The sequence below is a fragment of the Galenea microaerophila genome (assembly GCF_054657255.1).
Genome location: NZ_BAAHWZ010000001.1, coordinates 238,428 through 253,477, shown reverse-complemented (window position 1 = coordinate 253,477; position 15,050 = coordinate 238,428). Strand labels below are relative to the sequence as shown.

Below are 15,050 nucleotides of genomic sequence, written 5' to 3'. Positions count from 1 at the left end.
GATCATGTCTAAAATTCAATTACATCCTAGCTGGCTGAAGGTCTTAGAACCCGAATTCCATAAGCCTTATATGCAAAAACTTAAACAGTTTTTGCTGGCAGAAAAAGCGGCGGGAAAACAGATTTTACCCAAGGGATCGGAGTGGTTTAATGCTTTAAATAGCACCCCTTTTGATCAAGTTAAGGTTGTGATCTTAGGGCAAGATCCCTATCCGACCCCTGGACATGCGCATGGGCTCTGTTTTTCTGTACGTCCGGATGTTCGACCATTGCCTAAATCCCTGATCAATATTTATCAGGAACTCAAGGACGATCTTGGGATTGATAACAGTCAATGCGGCTATCTACAACACTGGGCGGAACAAGGCGTTTTGCTGTTAAATCCCGTGCTGACCGTTGAAGCGGGCAAATCCGCTTCCCATCAAGGCAAAGGTTGGGAGCTATTTACTGATGCGATTTTAAAAGCGATTAATGAACAAAAAGAACATGTTGTGTTTATTCTTTGGGGCGCTCAGGCACAGAAAAAAGCGCGTTTTATTGACCCGAAAAAACACCTGATTTTGAAAAGTCCACACCCATCGCCCCTTTCAGCCTATCGAGGTTTTTTTGGTAGCCGCCCCTTTTCTAAAACCAATGCTTACCTAGAAGCCCATGGCAAAACGCCGATCGACTGGCGAGCCATTTGCCCTTAAGGAGAGACGCTATTTTAACTTTTGAAAATAGGCAATGATGGTAATCTCAATCCGACGATTCTTCGCCTTATGTTCAGGGCTATCATTCGGCACCAAAGGTCGATATTGACCGTAACCGCTGGTTGCAAATAAGTGATGAGGCAAGCCACTGTTTTCAGCCAAAAGATCAGCGACTGTCTGCGCGCGCAAAGCGCTGAGTATCCAGTTATTACGCACTGGAGATTTGGGATTCACTGGGTCATTATCGGTATAACCTTCTACATCGACTTCCAAATACCAATGATAACCCGTCGCCTCAATTTTTTTAATGAACTCGGCGGTTTGCGGATTTTGGCGTAAATTCATCAAAGGTAATGCTTTTAGAATCCCAGCCACCTGGCGCAAAGTCTGCTTTAAACGCGGCAGCGGATGATAATCTGCAGATGCAAACGACTGATCCGTCTTTAAGATTAGCTTAATGCCTTCTAAACTATATTTGATTTCGATGGGCAGCTGTGCCTGTTCAACTTGTGATTGTAAAATATGATAGCTGGACTCTACCTGCTCATCACTCCATTTTTGAATCTTAGTAATCTCTCCTTTATTGACGGCAATCAATAGGATAAAAAACGTAATCATTAAGGTGATGACATCCCCAAATGAGAGTAACCAACTGTTTTTAGCACGGGCTTCTGAGCTGGTAATCGGTGTGGCGCGACTCATTTGCTTGTCTCGGGTAAAGCTTTTAACGCCGGTAAGATATAGACTTCAACCCGACGGTTTCTCGGATCTGTCGGATCTTGTGTAATGGGATGAAAGCCACCATAAGCGGCTATCGAAAACAGTGCGGGCGGTAATTGCGTATTTTTCTGCAACAGTTTCATCACGTTATAGGCACGAAAGGCACTTAACTCGATATTATTGCGATAAAAAGCGGTTTTTGCTAAAGGTGTACTGTCCGTATGCCCCTCTACGCGCACGGTAAAGGCAACTTGATACCCCAAAGAGTTCATGATCTGAATAGATTTTTGATAACGCCGTTGATACTCTTTGATAAATAAACGTTTTAAAAACATGGAAAACTGCTGGAGATAGGGTTGATAGCGAGGATTTAACTTGGCGCGTGCTGGCGGAAAAATGGGCACAGGGGGCATTTTAGACTTATCTAAGGTTAAGCGAACCCCTTTTGCCAAGGTATTCTCCACCAGCAGCCAATCCAATCCCTCTTCTTTTTTGAGCTTTATCGCATGTTGATAAAGCTCATTGTTCAGCTTTTCAAACTCTCTTTTTGCCGGCGCCCCTTCTATCTGGATCAAGGAAGTAATCAATATAAACAGCGCCATAATGGCTAAAAATAGCGAAATATAGATAAAAAGCCAACGCTTTTCACGCCGACTATGCTCAATAATTTCTTGGTTGTTAGAGAGAATCTCTGATTGCGTTAAAGCCTCCTCTTCCGACGTCTGCTTGGCTGTTTTTTCCTCTCGAGACATCTCAAGCCATGGCCTCTTTCTCAACCTGATTCACAAAGCTCATTAAGGCTTCTTTCACCAACATGGGCGGCTGATTTTTACGAATCTGCAAAATACCTTGCACAATCACTTCATTTTTTAACACTTCCGCATCTGTCAAACTTTTCAGTTTTCCTGCCACCGGTTGAAACAGCAAATTTGAAAAGGCCACGCCATACAGAGTGGTCACCAAAGCGAGCCCCATCCCTTGCAGCAAACTGCCCAACATATCTTGGGACGCTTCAGTCCCATAAATGACCTGCTCGCCCCCCGCTTGCTGGGTCATCATCACAATCAGCCCCATCACCGTTCCCATCATGCCAAAAGCAGGCGCATAAGAGGCGAGATTGTTAAAAACATCCTGACAGATGCTATGACGACGCTGTAAAGAATAAATCTCATTTTTGAGACTCTCTCTCAGCATCTCTATATCATTAAAAACGAGGGCTTCTGAGACCGCAAACTGTAAAAACGGATCCTTTAGATTTTCTATCTCTTTTTCTAAGGCCAAGAGCGTTTTGCTGTGTGCAATCCGACTCAGTTCTTCAATCTGCTCAATGGTCTCTATGACATCATGGGGTTCAGCCGTTAAGATTTTTTTAAAACCGGATCCTAAACAGCGTAGATGAGAAAGTGGATAGTTAATGAGTAAAGCCGCCAAACTACCACCTAACACCACCAAAAAAGCCTGCCCATTAAAAAAGGCGGTGATGATTCGTCCAGTGGAAAAGTCAAAGATCCCAACAAACAGTACCACTAAAGCAAGCAGTAGACCAATGACTGACGCGATTTTACTCATAAAATCCTATTTCATTTTGTGCCTCCTGCACTTTGTTCTTTGGAGACACTGTGTTGCAAAAACCAATTTTCTGCCGCTTGGCTAATCTCTTTTACACCCATTTGGCTTGGGTCTAATGGCGCACTGATATAAACCTCAATTAAGCCAGGGCGCTTAATAAAACTATTTTTTGGCCAGCATTGACCCGCATTGTGAGCCATCAAATAGGTTGGCGCTTGACTTTTGACCGCCAACATAGGCCCGCCTATATTGATCTTACCCAGCTCTCCGACTGGCATCCGTGTGCCTTCTGGAAAAATGATGACCCAAACGCCTTCCTGAAGTCGCTGTTGCCCCTCTTCTAACAATTGATTCAACGCTTGGCGTCCTGCCCCCCGGTCAATCGCAATGGGATGAAGCAGGCGCATTCCCCAGCCAAAAAAGGGAATATTCAGCAACTCGCGTTTCAAAACAAACGCTTGGCGTGGAAAAATCAGCTGCGTAGCAAAAGTTTCCCAGGCGGATTCATGTCTAGCAAGCACAATGCCAGGTTTTGATTTATCAATATTTTCAGCGCCATAAACTTGATAACGAATACCACAAGTGATTTTGGCCCACCACACCACAAACACTGCCCATTTTGACATAAACTGATAGCGAACTTTAAAACTAAAGGGCAATAGCAAGAAGCCGATGGTTGAAAAAAAGATCAGGGTGATCACCTGTCCTAAAGAAAAAAGCGTAGAACGAATCAATAAGATAGGAAAACTTTGCATTAGGAAACTTCCTTAAGAATGGCTTGTACAACGGCCAGTAGATTGTCATAGACCGCGACCTCTTTTAAGACGGGATCATCGGTCGCCAAGGTTCGCTCACCTTTGCCCGAACGCACCAGATAGGGTGTCATTTTTTTGGCTTTTGCCACACGAATATCTGCCAAAGTGTCCCCCACCATCGGTGCCCCGGCTAAAGAGACGCCAAATCGATTTTCAATCGCTTGCAACATTCCAGGACTGGGTTTACGACAAGGACTCCTATCCTCGCCCACATAAGGGGAAAAGCTAATCCAATCCACTTTCGCTTTAGGATCTACCTCGGCCAGTAAACTTTGTAATTTTTGGTGCATGGCACTCAAGGTGGCGCGATCGTAATAGCCCCGCTTGATCCCGGACTGATTGGTTGCCACCGCTACCGTCCACCCCGCTTGCTTGAGCTGGGCAATGGCTTCTAAACTGCCAGGCACGGGGTGCCACTCATCTGGATGCTTAATATAAGCATCCGAGTCCTCATTGATCACCCCATCTCGATCTAACACAATGATTTTCATAGTTGATAATCCCTAAAAAACGCCACCACTTCCTTTGGCTCGCCTTTAAATAAAATAGGCGAACTATTCTTTTTAAGTTGATAAGCATACATCGGATCATAATATTCAGTCAGCAGCAGCTTAATCCAATGCGCATGTTCCATTGGATTATGACTCTCTTCTTGTTGCGTCACCGCCTCATCCAATGATCGCATAATGCGCTGGTGCAACTCACCCCCTAATCGACGCTGAATACGATTGAGACTCTGTTCCATATGGTGCCGCCACTCTAGTAATCCCGCTTCCACTTCACCATACAGACGAATATAAGCCGCCTGCTCCCACTCCACATACTCTTGCACCGTATATTCAATACGTTTCTCCATAGGCGTATCCACGATCACCTTAGGTCCAGATTTGATCGCTTCAAACAGCGATTTAGGTAGATGCACACTGCCAATATTACGACCTTCATCTTCAAACACCATATAAGACCACTGCTGCTCAAAAGCTTGAATAAACGCATAGGCTAAGCTGTTTTCAAAATCAATTTGAGTCGGCTGTGGCGTCAAATAAGCGCCAAAAGCTGAACCACGATGATTCGCGATCCCTTCTAAATCTATGGTCTGCTCAATATTATGTAAAACGCGTGTTTTACCAGAACCCGTTGGTCCCGCTAAGACTATTGGCATCACGGTGCTTTGCAACTGTTGTGCGGCTTGACCTAATTGCTGCAACAGATATTGACGAAAAGCTTTATAGCCCCCATTTAAACGCACAATCTCAACGCCCGCCTCTTGCAGCCACTGCTGCGCAATGCGGGAACGTTGTCCGCCACGAAAGCAGTAGAGCATCGCATTAGGATACGCCTCTATAAAAGCCTTCCACGCCTCAATCCGCTGCTGTTTAATCTCACCACTCACCAACTGATGTCCCAATGCCACCGCTGAGGCGTTGCCCTGTTCTTTATAACAGATGCCCACTTGATGCCGTTCTTCATTATTCATGAGGGGTAAATTGGCACTCTTAGGAAAGGCACCTTTTTCATACTCAATCGGTGCCCGCACATCAATCAACGGCGTTTCTTGCAGCACAATTTGGCGAAAATCATCCGTGGTCGCTAATGCGTTTTGCAGCGTTTGTTTATTCATGCTTGAATGTTCTATCCTATTTGACGGTTATCACCGGTTGCTCGGCTTCAGCTTTCACCGTTCTCCCTAAAGACTTTATTGAAAGACCCGCTTTTTCGGCTTCGGCTAAGAAATCAGTGACCTGTGAATTTTCAACAGCGATTAATAGGCCTCCAGAAGTTTGCGGATCACACAGTAGATATTTCTGCTCTTCAGTCAATTCAGAGACCTTATGTCCATAACTTTCAAAATTACGACCCGTCCCGCCAGGCATACAACCTTGCGCTAAATAGTCTTGCACATAAGGCAGCAGAGGCACTTGATCAAAATCCACCTCCGCATGAATGCCACTGCCTTCACACACTTCTATTAAGTGTCCCAACAACCCAAAACCGGTCACATCGGTCATCGCTTGCACACCAGGCAATTTGGCCGCAATTGCACCAAAACGATTCAGCGTTGTCATCGTCTCAATCGCCATCTCTAAATGTTCGGGATGAATTTTCTTCTGTTTTTGCGCCGTTGTTAAGATCCCAATGCCAATAGGCTTGGTTAAAAACAGTTCACAACCGGGCTGCGCATTGTTATTGGTTTTGAGGTATTGATTCTGCACCGACCCGGTCACAGCTAACCCAAAAATCGGTTCGGGCGCATCAATCGAGTGACCCCCTGCCAAAGGAATGCCCGCGGCTTCACAAGTCGCACGCCCTCCTTCAATAACCTGCTGTCCAATTTCAGGCGGCAGTTTATCAATCGGCCAGCCAAAAATCGCAATCGCCATTAAAGGATCTCCGCCCATTGCATAAATATCGCTGATCGCATTGGTCGCCGCAATCTGTCCAAATTTAAAAGGGTCATCCACAATGGGCATAAAAAAATCGGTCGTGCTTAAGACAGAAGTGCCATTCCCCAAATCAAAAGCTGCCGCATCATCTTTGCTGGCGTTCCCTACCAATAAATTCGGATGAGGGGCCTGCACCTGTTGTGTTTGCAAAATCTGCTCCAATAGCAGCGGTGAAATTTTACAGCCACACCCAGCACCATGACTGTATTCGGTCAACTTAATCAATTCGACTCCTGTTTTATTTTTTGATCACCTCGATGGCTTCATCCAGGCAACTGTTTCGTTTGCCTGAGACCTTTGTATGAGTGGGATGCGAGCTAAAATTTTAGCCATTTTTAGCCGTCGAACCCTCTCGTGCAAAGGTCTCCAGCTATTAAAGTCTCGAAATATCCGCCACCTGGGTAAACATTTGATGAATGGCATTGAGAAGTGCTAAACGGTTTTGACGAATCAATTCATCTTCTGCCATTACCATCACTTCATCAAAGAACTGATCCACCGCTGCACGCATAGTCGCCATGAGACGAATGGCGGCAGTGTAGTCCCCCTGCTTGACCAGCTCTGCGACCTGCTGACGAATGTTCACCCATTGTTCGTACAACGCTTGTTCTGCCGCTTCGGACAACAGCTCAGCATTGACGGTTTCAGACAAAGGCGTTTTAATCTTTTTCAAAATATTTTGAATGCGTTTATTGGCCGCACTTAAAGCTTCCGCTTCAGGCATGGTTGCAAATTCTCGCACCGCTGCAATACGCGCATGGAAATCCACAGGTGAGGCAGGGTGACACACACGCACCGCTTCAAACTGCTCTGCCGTAATCCCCAAAGTCGCATAATAAGCGCGTAGACGACTGATAATAAAATCATAGATCTCATTGACCAAGGCTTCACTGCTTTCCACTTCAGCGTGCAGACTTAAGCTTTGCTGAATCAATTGCGGTAGCTCTAAATCCAGCTCATTTTCAATCATCACCCGCATCATCCCTAAGGCTGCGCGGCGCAAGCCGAAGGGGTCTTTATCCCCCGTCGGGCCTTGGCCAATGCCATAAATTCCGGTAATCGTATCCAATTTATCCGCAATGGCCAGCACCTGCCCTTCTACCGTTTGCGGCACCTGATCGCCAGCAAAACGGGGTTGATACTGTTCATCAATGGCCATCGCAACCGTCTCAGCTTCTTGCTGTTCTAATGCATAATAGCGCCCCATGACCCCTTGTAAATCGGGAAATTCACCGACCATTTCTGTCATGAGATCACATTTGGATAGATGCGCTGCTCGTTCACAAAGCGCCACCGTCTCAGCATCTTGCTTCAGTGCTTTTGCTATCCAGGCCGACAGGGTTTCCAACCGATCCGTCTTATCGAGCAGTGTGCCCAATTTCTGCTGGAAAACCACCGTTTTTAGACGAGGAAGAAAAGATTCTAAAGGCTGTTTGCGATCTTGATCCCAGAAGAATTTCGCATCTGACAATCTTGGGCGGATCACCCGTTCATTTCCATCTTTCACCGCCTCAGGATTTTTGCTGTCAATATTAGCCAAAGTGATAAAGTTCGGCATCAGTTTGCCTGCCGCATCCACCATATGGAAATATTTTTGATGACCTTTCATCGCCGAGATCAAAGCTTCAGGGGGGACGGCCAAAAACTCGGTATCAAAACTACCCACAATTGGCATCGGCCACTCATTCAAAGCGGTCACCTCTTCTAATAAGGCCTCATCAATCACCGCTTGACCCCCATGCGCCTTAGCAGCTTCCGTCACGGTTTGAAAAATATGATGCGCACGCTCACCAAAGTCGGCCATCACAAATCCTTTCTCTTTTAAAAGCACCTCATACGCATTAGGGTGCTCTAAAGTTAAAGGTTCTGGCGCATGAAAACGGTGCCCACGCGTCTGATTTCCTGCGGTGTGCCCTAAAATGGTTGCGGGCACCACTTGCTCATCGAGCATCATCACCACCCAATGCACTGGACGCACAAATTCCACCTCAGAACTGCCCCAACGCATGCGTTTTGGAATAGGCAGTTTTGCGAGAGATTGAGCGACAATCTCTGGGAGTAACTCCGCCGCAGACTGTCCTTCAACCTGCTGATAGAACACCATCCAAATGCCTTTAGGCGTTACTAACTCTTGCAATTGATCCACACTGGCACCGCAACTGCGGGCAAACCCCTGCAAAGCTTTCGTCGGTTGACCTTCGGCATCAAAAGCGGCTTTTTTAGCAGGTCCTTTTTTCTCGACGGTTTTGTCAGCCTGTCGCGTTTGCAGATCATGAATGCGAACGGCTAAACGACGAGGGGTGGCAAAAACATCGACCTCTCCATAAGGCAATTCTGCTTCTTGTAGCCCCGCTTCAATGCCATCCGCAAAAGCTTGGCTTAAGCGCTTTAGGGCTTTAGGGGGCAGCTCTTCTGTGCCGATCTCAACTAAAAATTGTGCGGTTTCCATCTTTTGTTCACTCATCTTATTTATCCTCCCCGTCTTTTAACAGCGGGAATCCAAGGCTTTCACGCCCTTCATAGTAGGCTTCAGCAATGGCACGCGCCATTGCACGTACTCGACCAATATAACGGGCACGCTCCGTCACTGAAATCGCATGGCGAGCGTCCAATAAATTAAATGCATGAGACGCCTTCAGCACCTGCTCATAAGCGGGCAGCGGTAGCTTATCTTCAACCAATTTGGCAAAAATCTCTTCACAATCATCAAAGGTACGGAACAGTTTTTCCGTATCCGCTTTTTCAAAATTATAGGTGGACATTTCCACTTCATTTTGATGAAAAACATCCCCATAGGTCACCTTACCGCCCGGACCATCGACCCAAGTCAAATCATAGACTGAATTAACCCCTTGCAGGTACATCGCAATGCGCTCTAAACCATAGGTGATTTCCCCTGTAACAGGCCGGCACTCCAAACCGCCCACTTGCTGGAAATAGGTAAATTGGGTCACTTCCATGCCATTGAGCCACACTTCCCAACCTAGCCCCCATGCACCCAGTGTGGGCGATTCCCAGTTATCTTCAACAAAACGAATATCATGCTCTAAAGGGTCAATTCCCAACATTTTCAGAGAGTCCAAATAGAGTTCTTGAATATTATCGGGCGATGGTTTCAGCATGACTTGAAATTGATAGTAGTGCTGCAATCGATTGGGGTTTTCCCCATAACGACCATCTGTCGGACGTCGACAGGGTTGGACATAAGCTGTTCGCCAAGGCTCAGGGCCGATGGAGCGCAAAAAAGTGGCGGGATGAAAAGTCCCTGCCCCCATCTCCATATCATAGGGTTGCATAACCACACATCCCTGCTCTGCCCAATAGGCTTGAAGCGTCTGAATGAGTCCCTGGAAGGTTGAAATATCGCTCGCCGCATTCATCGTTACAGTTTTCCTTGCAAATCGTGTAAAATGCAGCAATTATATCAAACTCTCGTGATTTAGATGACACAAACCCTTTCCACCAGCCCTCAGTGCACAGTCGATGCACGTGGTTTAAAATGCCCCATGCCTGTGATTAAGTTGCAGCAGGCGCTTCGCGCGCTTGAACCGGGACAAAGCGTTGAAATTTTTTGCACCGATCCCGGAGCGGAAAGTGACTTAACAAGCTGGTGTAAAGTCAATCACCATCAAATCTCTGCGCCCACCCAACTTGATGAAGCCGGCACACCTGTTTGGCATTTTCTGATCACAAAATAATATTAAAATAATCTTTTTATGCGCTTTATTTTTACTTTTCTGTTTTTGATTATTTGCAGTTTTCACAGCACGCTTTATGCTGAAGAGACCGCTTCTCCATCACTCCACTATCAAAGTTACACCTTGCCAAAAAATGGCAGTCTGTCTCAAGCCTTAGCGAAAATGGGGGCGCCATTTCTGCTCTCTTATCAGATCAGCAAACTTAAACAAGGCAATCTCTTTATCCAATTACGTGCTGGAGATGAGCTGCTGTTTGGCTTTGACAATCAACAACATCTAAAAGAAATTCGTTACCCTAAAACCCGCACAACCACTTATGTATTAAAAATCGGTGACGATGGCACCCCCTTACAGATTGAAAAACAGGTCAAAACCATCGAACATCATATTCAGATTACGGGGGGCAAAATCAAAAACTCACTCTATCTGTCCGGCCAAAAAGCGGGATTGAGTGATAAGACCATTATGAATCTGGCAGATATTTTCTCCTGGGAAATCGACTTTATTCGCCAATTGCGTCCCGGAGACACCTTTAAAGTGATCTACGAACAAAATTATATTGAGGGAAAATATATTGGGGATGGGGATATTTTAGCTGCTGAAATCACCACCCATGATGGCAAACATCACTACGCTTTTCTATTTAAAAACAGAGCCGGAGAAAAAATCGGTTATTATGATGAAAAAGGCCACAACTTAAAAAAAGCTTTTTTACGCAATCCTGTTGATTATGTCCGCATTACCTCCGGCTTCCAACCCCGCCGTTTCCATCCTGTGCTTCATAAATGGCGTGCACATCATGGTGTGGACTATGCGGGCCCTATTGGAACGCCGATTCATGTCACAGGCAACGGAAAAATTATTCGACGGGGCTGGAGTCGTAGTTATGGTCGAGTGATTTATGTTCGCCACGGCCGAAAATATACGACGGTCTATGCACATATGTCCCGTTTTGGAAAATACAAGAAAGGGGATTGGGTGAAACAAGGCGATATCATTGGCTATATTGGCATGAGCGGTTGGGCAACTGGGCCACATCTTCACTATGAGTTCCGCATTAATGGGAAGCATGTAGATCCGCTTAAGGTCAAGTTTCCCGATGCGGCTCCTATTGCCCACCAATACCGCAAAGCGTTTGAACATGTCGTTTCAGTGATGAAAAGTCAATTGGATCGCACACCGGCTGAACCGGCTAGCTGGGTCAAAGGATTTGAGTGATGACGCAACTGGCCATTGGTTTAATGTCCGGCACCTCTTTAGATGGCATTGACGCCGCTTTGGTGGAATTTTCTACCAACTGCTCGCCCAAACTGCATCATTTTTTGACCTTTCCGCTTAATCCCACACTAACAGAGTCGTTGCATGCCCTCAATCTCAATCCAACGCTTTCTCTACCGGATCTGGCACAATTACAGCTCGATTTAGGGCTCGCCTTTTCAGGCGCAGCGCAACGACTCATGCAACAAGCGCACATTAAATCTGATCAAGTCAAAATTATTGGCAGTCATGGACAGACCATTTTTCATGCCCCACATTTAACGCATCATTTGGGCATGAGTTTACAGGTGGGACACCCTGCTCTCATTGCTAAACGTACAGGTATTGCTGTTGCCGGAGATTTTCGCGTCGATGATATGGCATTAGGTGGCCAAGGTGCGCCTTTAGCGCCCGCTTTTCATCAAATTTTATTTCAGAACATCACCCAAACATTGGGCAAAGTCGCGGTTGTCAATATTGGCGGCATCAGCAATATCAGTGTGCTCTCGCCGAGTCAAGTCACTGGCTTTGATATCGGTCCAGGCAATGGCTTAATGGATGAAGTGTGCCAACGTTTTTTGCAGTGTGATTATGATCAAAATGGCGATTTGGCTCGCGCGGGGAAAGTGGATGAAGCGCTGCTACAACAACTGAAACAGCACCCCTTTTTCCAACAAAGCCCCCCTAAAAGCACAGGCAAAGAGACCTTTAATCTTAACTGGCTCACCCGCTTTGATCTGCCGCAACAGCCACAAGACCTGTTGGCAACGCTGAATCGACTGACGGCGGATTTAATTGCCGACGCAGTGAAACAATCAGAAGCCACAGAAGTATACCTCTGTGGCGGTGGCGCTTTAAATGCGACTTTAGTGGAAAATCTCCAAGCTGCGCTTGCTGTCCCGGTTAAACCCACACAAAGTTTAGGTATAGATCCTATGGCGATTGAAGCCATGCTCTGTGCGTGGTTAGGCTGGCAGCGTCTGCAACAGATCCCGATTGATTTAACGCAAATTACCGGCAGTGGCAAACCCGCCATCTTAGGCGGGCTTTGGCTACCCTAACGCCGATCGGATGCCGGAACGCTAAATCACTTTAGAAAAACGGTTTTGTATCTCAGGTTTTAAATAAGCATCAAAAGGCATGCAGATATTGCGAATCAGCAGCCGGCCTTTAGGCGTCACCTGTAATTGAGTTTCTGTCAGCTCAATTAAACCATCTTCTTGCATCGGTTTTAATTTTTCCAATGCCTCTTTAAAGTATTCCTGAAACACAATCTGCCATTTCTGCTCTACTTTTGCAAAGTCTAAACGGAAGTGGCAAATCAATTGCGAAATGACATCGCGACGCAATTCATCATCCTCTGTCAACCACACGCCGCGCCAAGTGGCTAAGTGCCCAGCATCAATGGCGGTATAATAGTCTTCCAGTGCTTTATAGTTTTGTGCATAGGTGTTGTCCACCAAAGAGATAGAGGTTGCACCCATTCCCACTAAATCACACTCCGCGTGGGTTGAATAGCCTTGAAAGTTGCGATACAGCGTCTCATTGCGCTGTGCCACCGCCAATTCATCATCCGGTTTGGCAAAGTGGTCCATGCCAATGTAAACATAACCAGCCTCCAATAAGCGTTCAGTGGTGCTGTGTAAAATACGCAATTTTTCATCGGGTGTCGGCATATCCTCAGCATTCATCCGCTTTTGGGCAGGGAAGAGGCTCGGCATATGTGCATAGTTAAAAACTGAAAAACGGTCAGGTTCCACTTCCAATAAACGATCTAGCGTCTTTAAAAAACTCTGATCACTTTGAAACGGCAAGCCATAGATTAAATCCACATTCACCGACAAAAAGCCCGCTTCGCGCGCTGCCTCTAAGACAGCAAATGTCTCTGCTTCACTCTGAATGCGATTCACTGCTTGCTGAACTTTCGGGTCAAAATCCTGTACCCCTAAACTCATGCGATTAAAACCCAGTTCCCGCAGCAACAAAACCGATTCGCGCGTCGCTTCTCGCGGATCAATTTCAATGGAATACTCGCCACTGTCATCATCATACAGATTAAAATGCTGACGCGTTTTCTCCATCAATTGCCGCATCTCATCCATACTGATAAATGTCGGCGTACCCCCGCCCCAATGGAGTTGGTTCACTTTTCGGTCTGGATCATACAACTGAGATTGCATCTCAATTTCTTTAAACAGGCGCTCTAGATAAGGGGTCGTTTTTGAACGGTCTCTTGTCCACACTTTATTACAGGCACAGAAAAAGCAGATGGTGTCACAAAAAGGGATATGAAAGTAGAGTGACAAATTACGGCCGCTTTCATTGCTGCGTTCTACGGCTTTCTGATAGTCTTCAATCGAAAAACTTTCTTCAAATTGCAGTGCGGTCGGATAAGAGGTATAGCGAGGACCGGTTTGGTTATAACGCTTAATTAAATCCTCATCAAAATCAATAGACTGAACAACCGATGATGCCACTTATACCTCCTTAGAATAATGAATGGTCTTATGTACCACTTGATTACGACCGTTTTCTTTAGCTTGAAAGAGCAGTTTATCCACTTTGGCAAAAATTTCATGGCTTGGAAGATTCAACGGGGGTTGAAAGCAGAGAGAACCGATACTGACGGTCACTTTAAGCGACAATTGATCCTCTACCTGAAAATCTGTGGTTTCGACCGCATGACGAATTCTTTCTGCAAGTTTTTCAGAGCCACCCGGTTTATTATCCATTGTTAATAGCGCAAACTCTTCTCCACCCCAGCGGAAAGGATACTCTTCTGTTCGAGCTTGTGTTTGCAAAACCTTGGCAAGCTGCTGTAATACTTCATCTCCCACCGTATGACCATAGGTGTCGTTAATTTGCTTAAAATGGTCAATATCCAAAATAATAAGCCCTAACCACATCTGATGACGTTCAGCAAAAGCGAGTGTACGCTTAAACTCCAAGTCAAAGGCACGCCGATTGGGCAACCCCGTCAGATGATCTGAAGTCGCCAAGTGAATAAACTCATCCTCAATTAAATTCAAAAGCACTAGACTTAAGCGATCCGAAGCACATTCCATTCGACTGAAGTAAGTTAAAATCTGCTCTGGATGATGATTTTGCGCATCCTTCAGCGCTTGCCGTCCATATTCATGTATCAAACGGTGATCTTCCAAAAAGTCCGGCAAGTTTGCAGGTGGAATTTTTTCTAAACCACCCCTATCAAGCCATTTAGCCAATTTACACTGAGTTTCATCCGTCTTAAGAGAAATCTGTTCGGGCCGCTTTAATCCCGTCGCTAACTCTAAAGCAGCTACTTTCCACATTTGATGATCCACATAAGGCTTGATCAATTCCTTTGGCATTTCTAAGCCTAACAAATGAAAATTCCGCTCAAACCGTTTGAGCTCATCTTTTACAACTTGCTGAATCCGTGCGTGTTCCGCCATTAACTGATAAAGAGTATTAAAAACGAAGCTCACCATATCCAATAAATGACAGTAACCATGAACGAGCTCTCGACAATTCATCTGCTCTGCTTTTTTAATTAAAAATTGACGCATCAGGCCTAACATCATCATCGTTTCAGTTTGCCGTAGGCCACTACGATACCATTGCAATGCGGGTTTAGAGATCAACTCATAGAAATTGTCCTTCATCCCATTGCGGATAATCGTTTGGTATAACGTCTCAATGGTCTGATCAAGATCAGTAGAATCTGGAGAAATGTCATGTGCATTAAACCAATTTTTCAACTCATGTACAAATTCATCAGAAAAAGCTAAGATTTGATCTTCTCTTTCTCTTATTGCTTGCAATTCAAGCTCTGAAGTTCCGACCATTTCCTGAAATCGGATCGCATTGATCATCT

Annotated in this window: 15 protein-coding genes; 4 read left to right on the top strand and 11 right to left on the bottom strand. The window is 45.6% G+C overall.

What is annotated here, in order from left to right; translation table 11 throughout:
- Positions 1-4: 4 nt before the first annotated feature.
- On the top strand, positions 5-691 hold the full coding sequence (gene ung / locus ACYQ05_RS01225; protein ID WP_459817634.1) for a uracil-DNA glycosylase: 687 nt from the start codon (positions 5-7) through the stop codon (positions 689-691).
- Positions 692-700: 9 nt separating this feature from the next.
- Here ung and ACYQ05_RS01220 read toward each other — a convergent pair whose 3' ends face one another.
- The 9 genes from ACYQ05_RS01220 to glyQ all read right to left on the bottom strand — a co-directional run bounded on the left by ACYQ05_RS01220 (position 701) and on the right by glyQ (position 9,619).
- Positions 701-1,393: an OmpA/MotB family protein gene (locus ACYQ05_RS01220; protein WP_459817633.1), complete on the bottom strand. Its 693-nt coding sequence runs from the start codon at positions 1,391-1,393 to the stop codon at positions 701-703.
- Complete coding sequence (locus ACYQ05_RS01215) at positions 1,390-2,163, bottom strand: OmpA/MotB family protein (protein ID WP_459817632.1); 774 nt, start codon at positions 2,161-2,163, stop codon at positions 1,390-1,392. Before ACYQ05_RS01215 ends, ACYQ05_RS01220 begins: the two co-directional genes overlap by 4 nt.
- 1 nt (position 2,164) lies before the next feature.
- On the bottom strand, positions 2,165-2,980 hold the full coding sequence (locus tag ACYQ05_RS01210) for a motility protein A (protein WP_459817631.1): 816 nt from the start codon (positions 2,978-2,980) through the stop codon (positions 2,165-2,167).
- Between the two features lie 11 nt (positions 2,981-2,991).
- Positions 2,992-3,735 carry a lysophospholipid acyltransferase family protein gene (locus ACYQ05_RS01205; RefSeq protein WP_459817630.1) on the bottom strand — a complete coding sequence of 248 codons (744 nt, stop codon included), beginning with the start codon at positions 3,733-3,735 and terminating at the stop codon, positions 2,992-2,994.
- Positions 3,735-4,286, bottom strand: a complete 552-nt coding sequence (gene gmhB / locus ACYQ05_RS01200) for a D-glycero-beta-D-manno-heptose 1,7-bisphosphate 7-phosphatase (RefSeq protein WP_459817629.1) — start codon at positions 4,284-4,286, stop codon at positions 3,735-3,737. Before gmhB ends, ACYQ05_RS01205 begins: the two co-directional genes overlap by 1 nt.
- Positions 4,283-5,416, bottom strand: a complete 1,134-nt coding sequence (gene mnmH / locus ACYQ05_RS01195) for a tRNA 2-selenouridine(34) synthase MnmH (protein WP_459817628.1) — start codon at positions 5,414-5,416, stop codon at positions 4,283-4,285. Before mnmH ends, gmhB begins: the two co-directional genes overlap by 4 nt.
- A 16-nt stretch (positions 5,417-5,432) precedes the next feature.
- Positions 5,433-6,464 (bottom strand): selenide, water dikinase SelD, encoded by a 1,032-nt coding sequence (gene selD / locus ACYQ05_RS01190; RefSeq protein ID WP_459817627.1) that lies wholly within the window; start codon positions 6,462-6,464, stop codon positions 5,433-5,435.
- Between the two features lie 148 nt (positions 6,465-6,612).
- Entirely contained in the window at positions 6,613-8,703 is a 2,091-nt protein-coding gene (gene glyS / locus ACYQ05_RS01185) for a glycine--tRNA ligase subunit beta (protein WP_459817626.1), read from the bottom strand.
- 1 nt (position 8,704) lies between these two features.
- Entirely contained in the window at positions 8,705-9,619 is a 915-nt protein-coding gene (gene glyQ, locus ACYQ05_RS01180) for a glycine--tRNA ligase subunit alpha (RefSeq protein ID WP_459817625.1), read from the bottom strand.
- Positions 9,620-9,682: 63 nt separating this feature from the next.
- On the opposite strand from glyQ, the gene ACYQ05_RS01175 reads away from it, so the two are divergent.
- From ACYQ05_RS01175 to ACYQ05_RS01165, 3 genes are read left to right on the top strand one after another with little or no spacing between them, the layout of a single operon-like run.
- A complete protein-coding gene (locus tag ACYQ05_RS01175) occupies positions 9,683-9,937 on the top strand; it encodes a sulfurtransferase TusA family protein (protein ID WP_459817624.1) in 255 nt (84 codons plus the stop codon).
- Positions 9,938-9,955: 18 nt separating this feature from the next.
- On the top strand, positions 9,956-11,155 hold the full coding sequence (locus ACYQ05_RS01170) for a peptidoglycan DD-metalloendopeptidase family protein (protein WP_459817623.1): 1,200 nt from the start codon (positions 9,956-9,958) through the stop codon (positions 11,153-11,155).
- Positions 11,155-12,255, top strand: a complete 1,101-nt coding sequence (locus ACYQ05_RS01165) for an anhydro-N-acetylmuramic acid kinase (protein ID WP_459817622.1) — start codon at positions 11,155-11,157, stop codon at positions 12,253-12,255. Before ACYQ05_RS01170 ends, ACYQ05_RS01165 begins: the two co-directional genes overlap by 1 nt.
- A 21-nt stretch (positions 12,256-12,276) precedes the next feature.
- On the opposite strand, the gene hemN is transcribed toward ACYQ05_RS01165, so the two are convergent.
- Both hemN and ACYQ05_RS01155 read right to left on the bottom strand, forming a co-directional pair.
- Entirely contained in the window at positions 12,277-13,671 is a 1,395-nt protein-coding gene (gene hemN, locus ACYQ05_RS01160; RefSeq protein ID WP_459817621.1) for an oxygen-independent coproporphyrinogen III oxidase, read from the bottom strand.
- Positions 13,672-15,048, bottom strand: a complete 1,377-nt coding sequence (locus ACYQ05_RS01155) for a diguanylate cyclase (protein ID WP_459817620.1) — start codon at positions 15,046-15,048, stop codon at positions 13,672-13,674.
- Positions 15,049-15,050 lie beyond the last annotated feature (2 nt).

Excerpts from the sequence above, each read along its gene's own strand:
- ung (WP_459817634.1), top strand. The coding sequence starts at position 5 with ATGTCTAAAATTCAATTACATCCTAGCTGGCTGAAGGTCTTAGAACCC.
- ACYQ05_RS01220 (WP_459817633.1), bottom strand. The coding sequence starts at position 1,393 with ATGAGTCGCGCCACACCGATTACCAGCTCAGAAGCCCGTGCTAAAAAC.
- ACYQ05_RS01215 (WP_459817632.1), bottom strand. The coding sequence starts at position 2,163 with ATGTCTCGAGAGGAAAAAACAGCCAAGCAGACGTCGGAAGAGGAGGCT.
- ACYQ05_RS01210 (WP_459817631.1), bottom strand. The coding sequence starts at position 2,980 with ATGAGTAAAATCGCGTCAGTCATTGGTCTACTGCTTGCTTTAGTGGTA.
- ACYQ05_RS01205 (WP_459817630.1), bottom strand. The coding sequence starts at position 3,735 with ATGCAAAGTTTTCCTATCTTATTGATTCGTTCTACGCTTTTTTCTTTA.
- gmhB (WP_459817629.1), bottom strand. The coding sequence starts at position 4,286 with ATGAAAATCATTGTGTTAGATCGAGATGGGGTGATCAATGAGGACTCG.
- mnmH (WP_459817628.1), bottom strand. The coding sequence starts at position 5,416 with ATGAATAAACAAACGCTGCAAAACGCATTAGCGACCACGGATGATTTT.
- glyS (WP_459817626.1), bottom strand. The coding sequence starts at position 8,703 with ATGAGTGAACAAAAGATGGAAACCGCACAATTTTTAGTTGAGATCGGC.
- glyQ (WP_459817625.1), bottom strand. The coding sequence starts at position 9,619 with ATGAATGCGGCGAGCGATATTTCAACCTTCCAGGGACTCATTCAGACG.
- ACYQ05_RS01175 (WP_459817624.1), top strand. The coding sequence starts at position 9,683 with ATGACACAAACCCTTTCCACCAGCCCTCAGTGCACAGTCGATGCACGT.
- ACYQ05_RS01170 (WP_459817623.1), top strand. The coding sequence starts at position 9,956 with ATGCGCTTTATTTTTACTTTTCTGTTTTTGATTATTTGCAGTTTTCAC.
- ACYQ05_RS01165 (WP_459817622.1), top strand. The coding sequence starts at position 11,155 with ATGACGCAACTGGCCATTGGTTTAATGTCCGGCACCTCTTTAGATGGC.
- ACYQ05_RS01155 (WP_459817620.1), bottom strand. The coding sequence starts at position 15,048 with ATGATCAATGCGATCCGATTTCAGGAAATGGTCGGAACTTCAGAGCTT.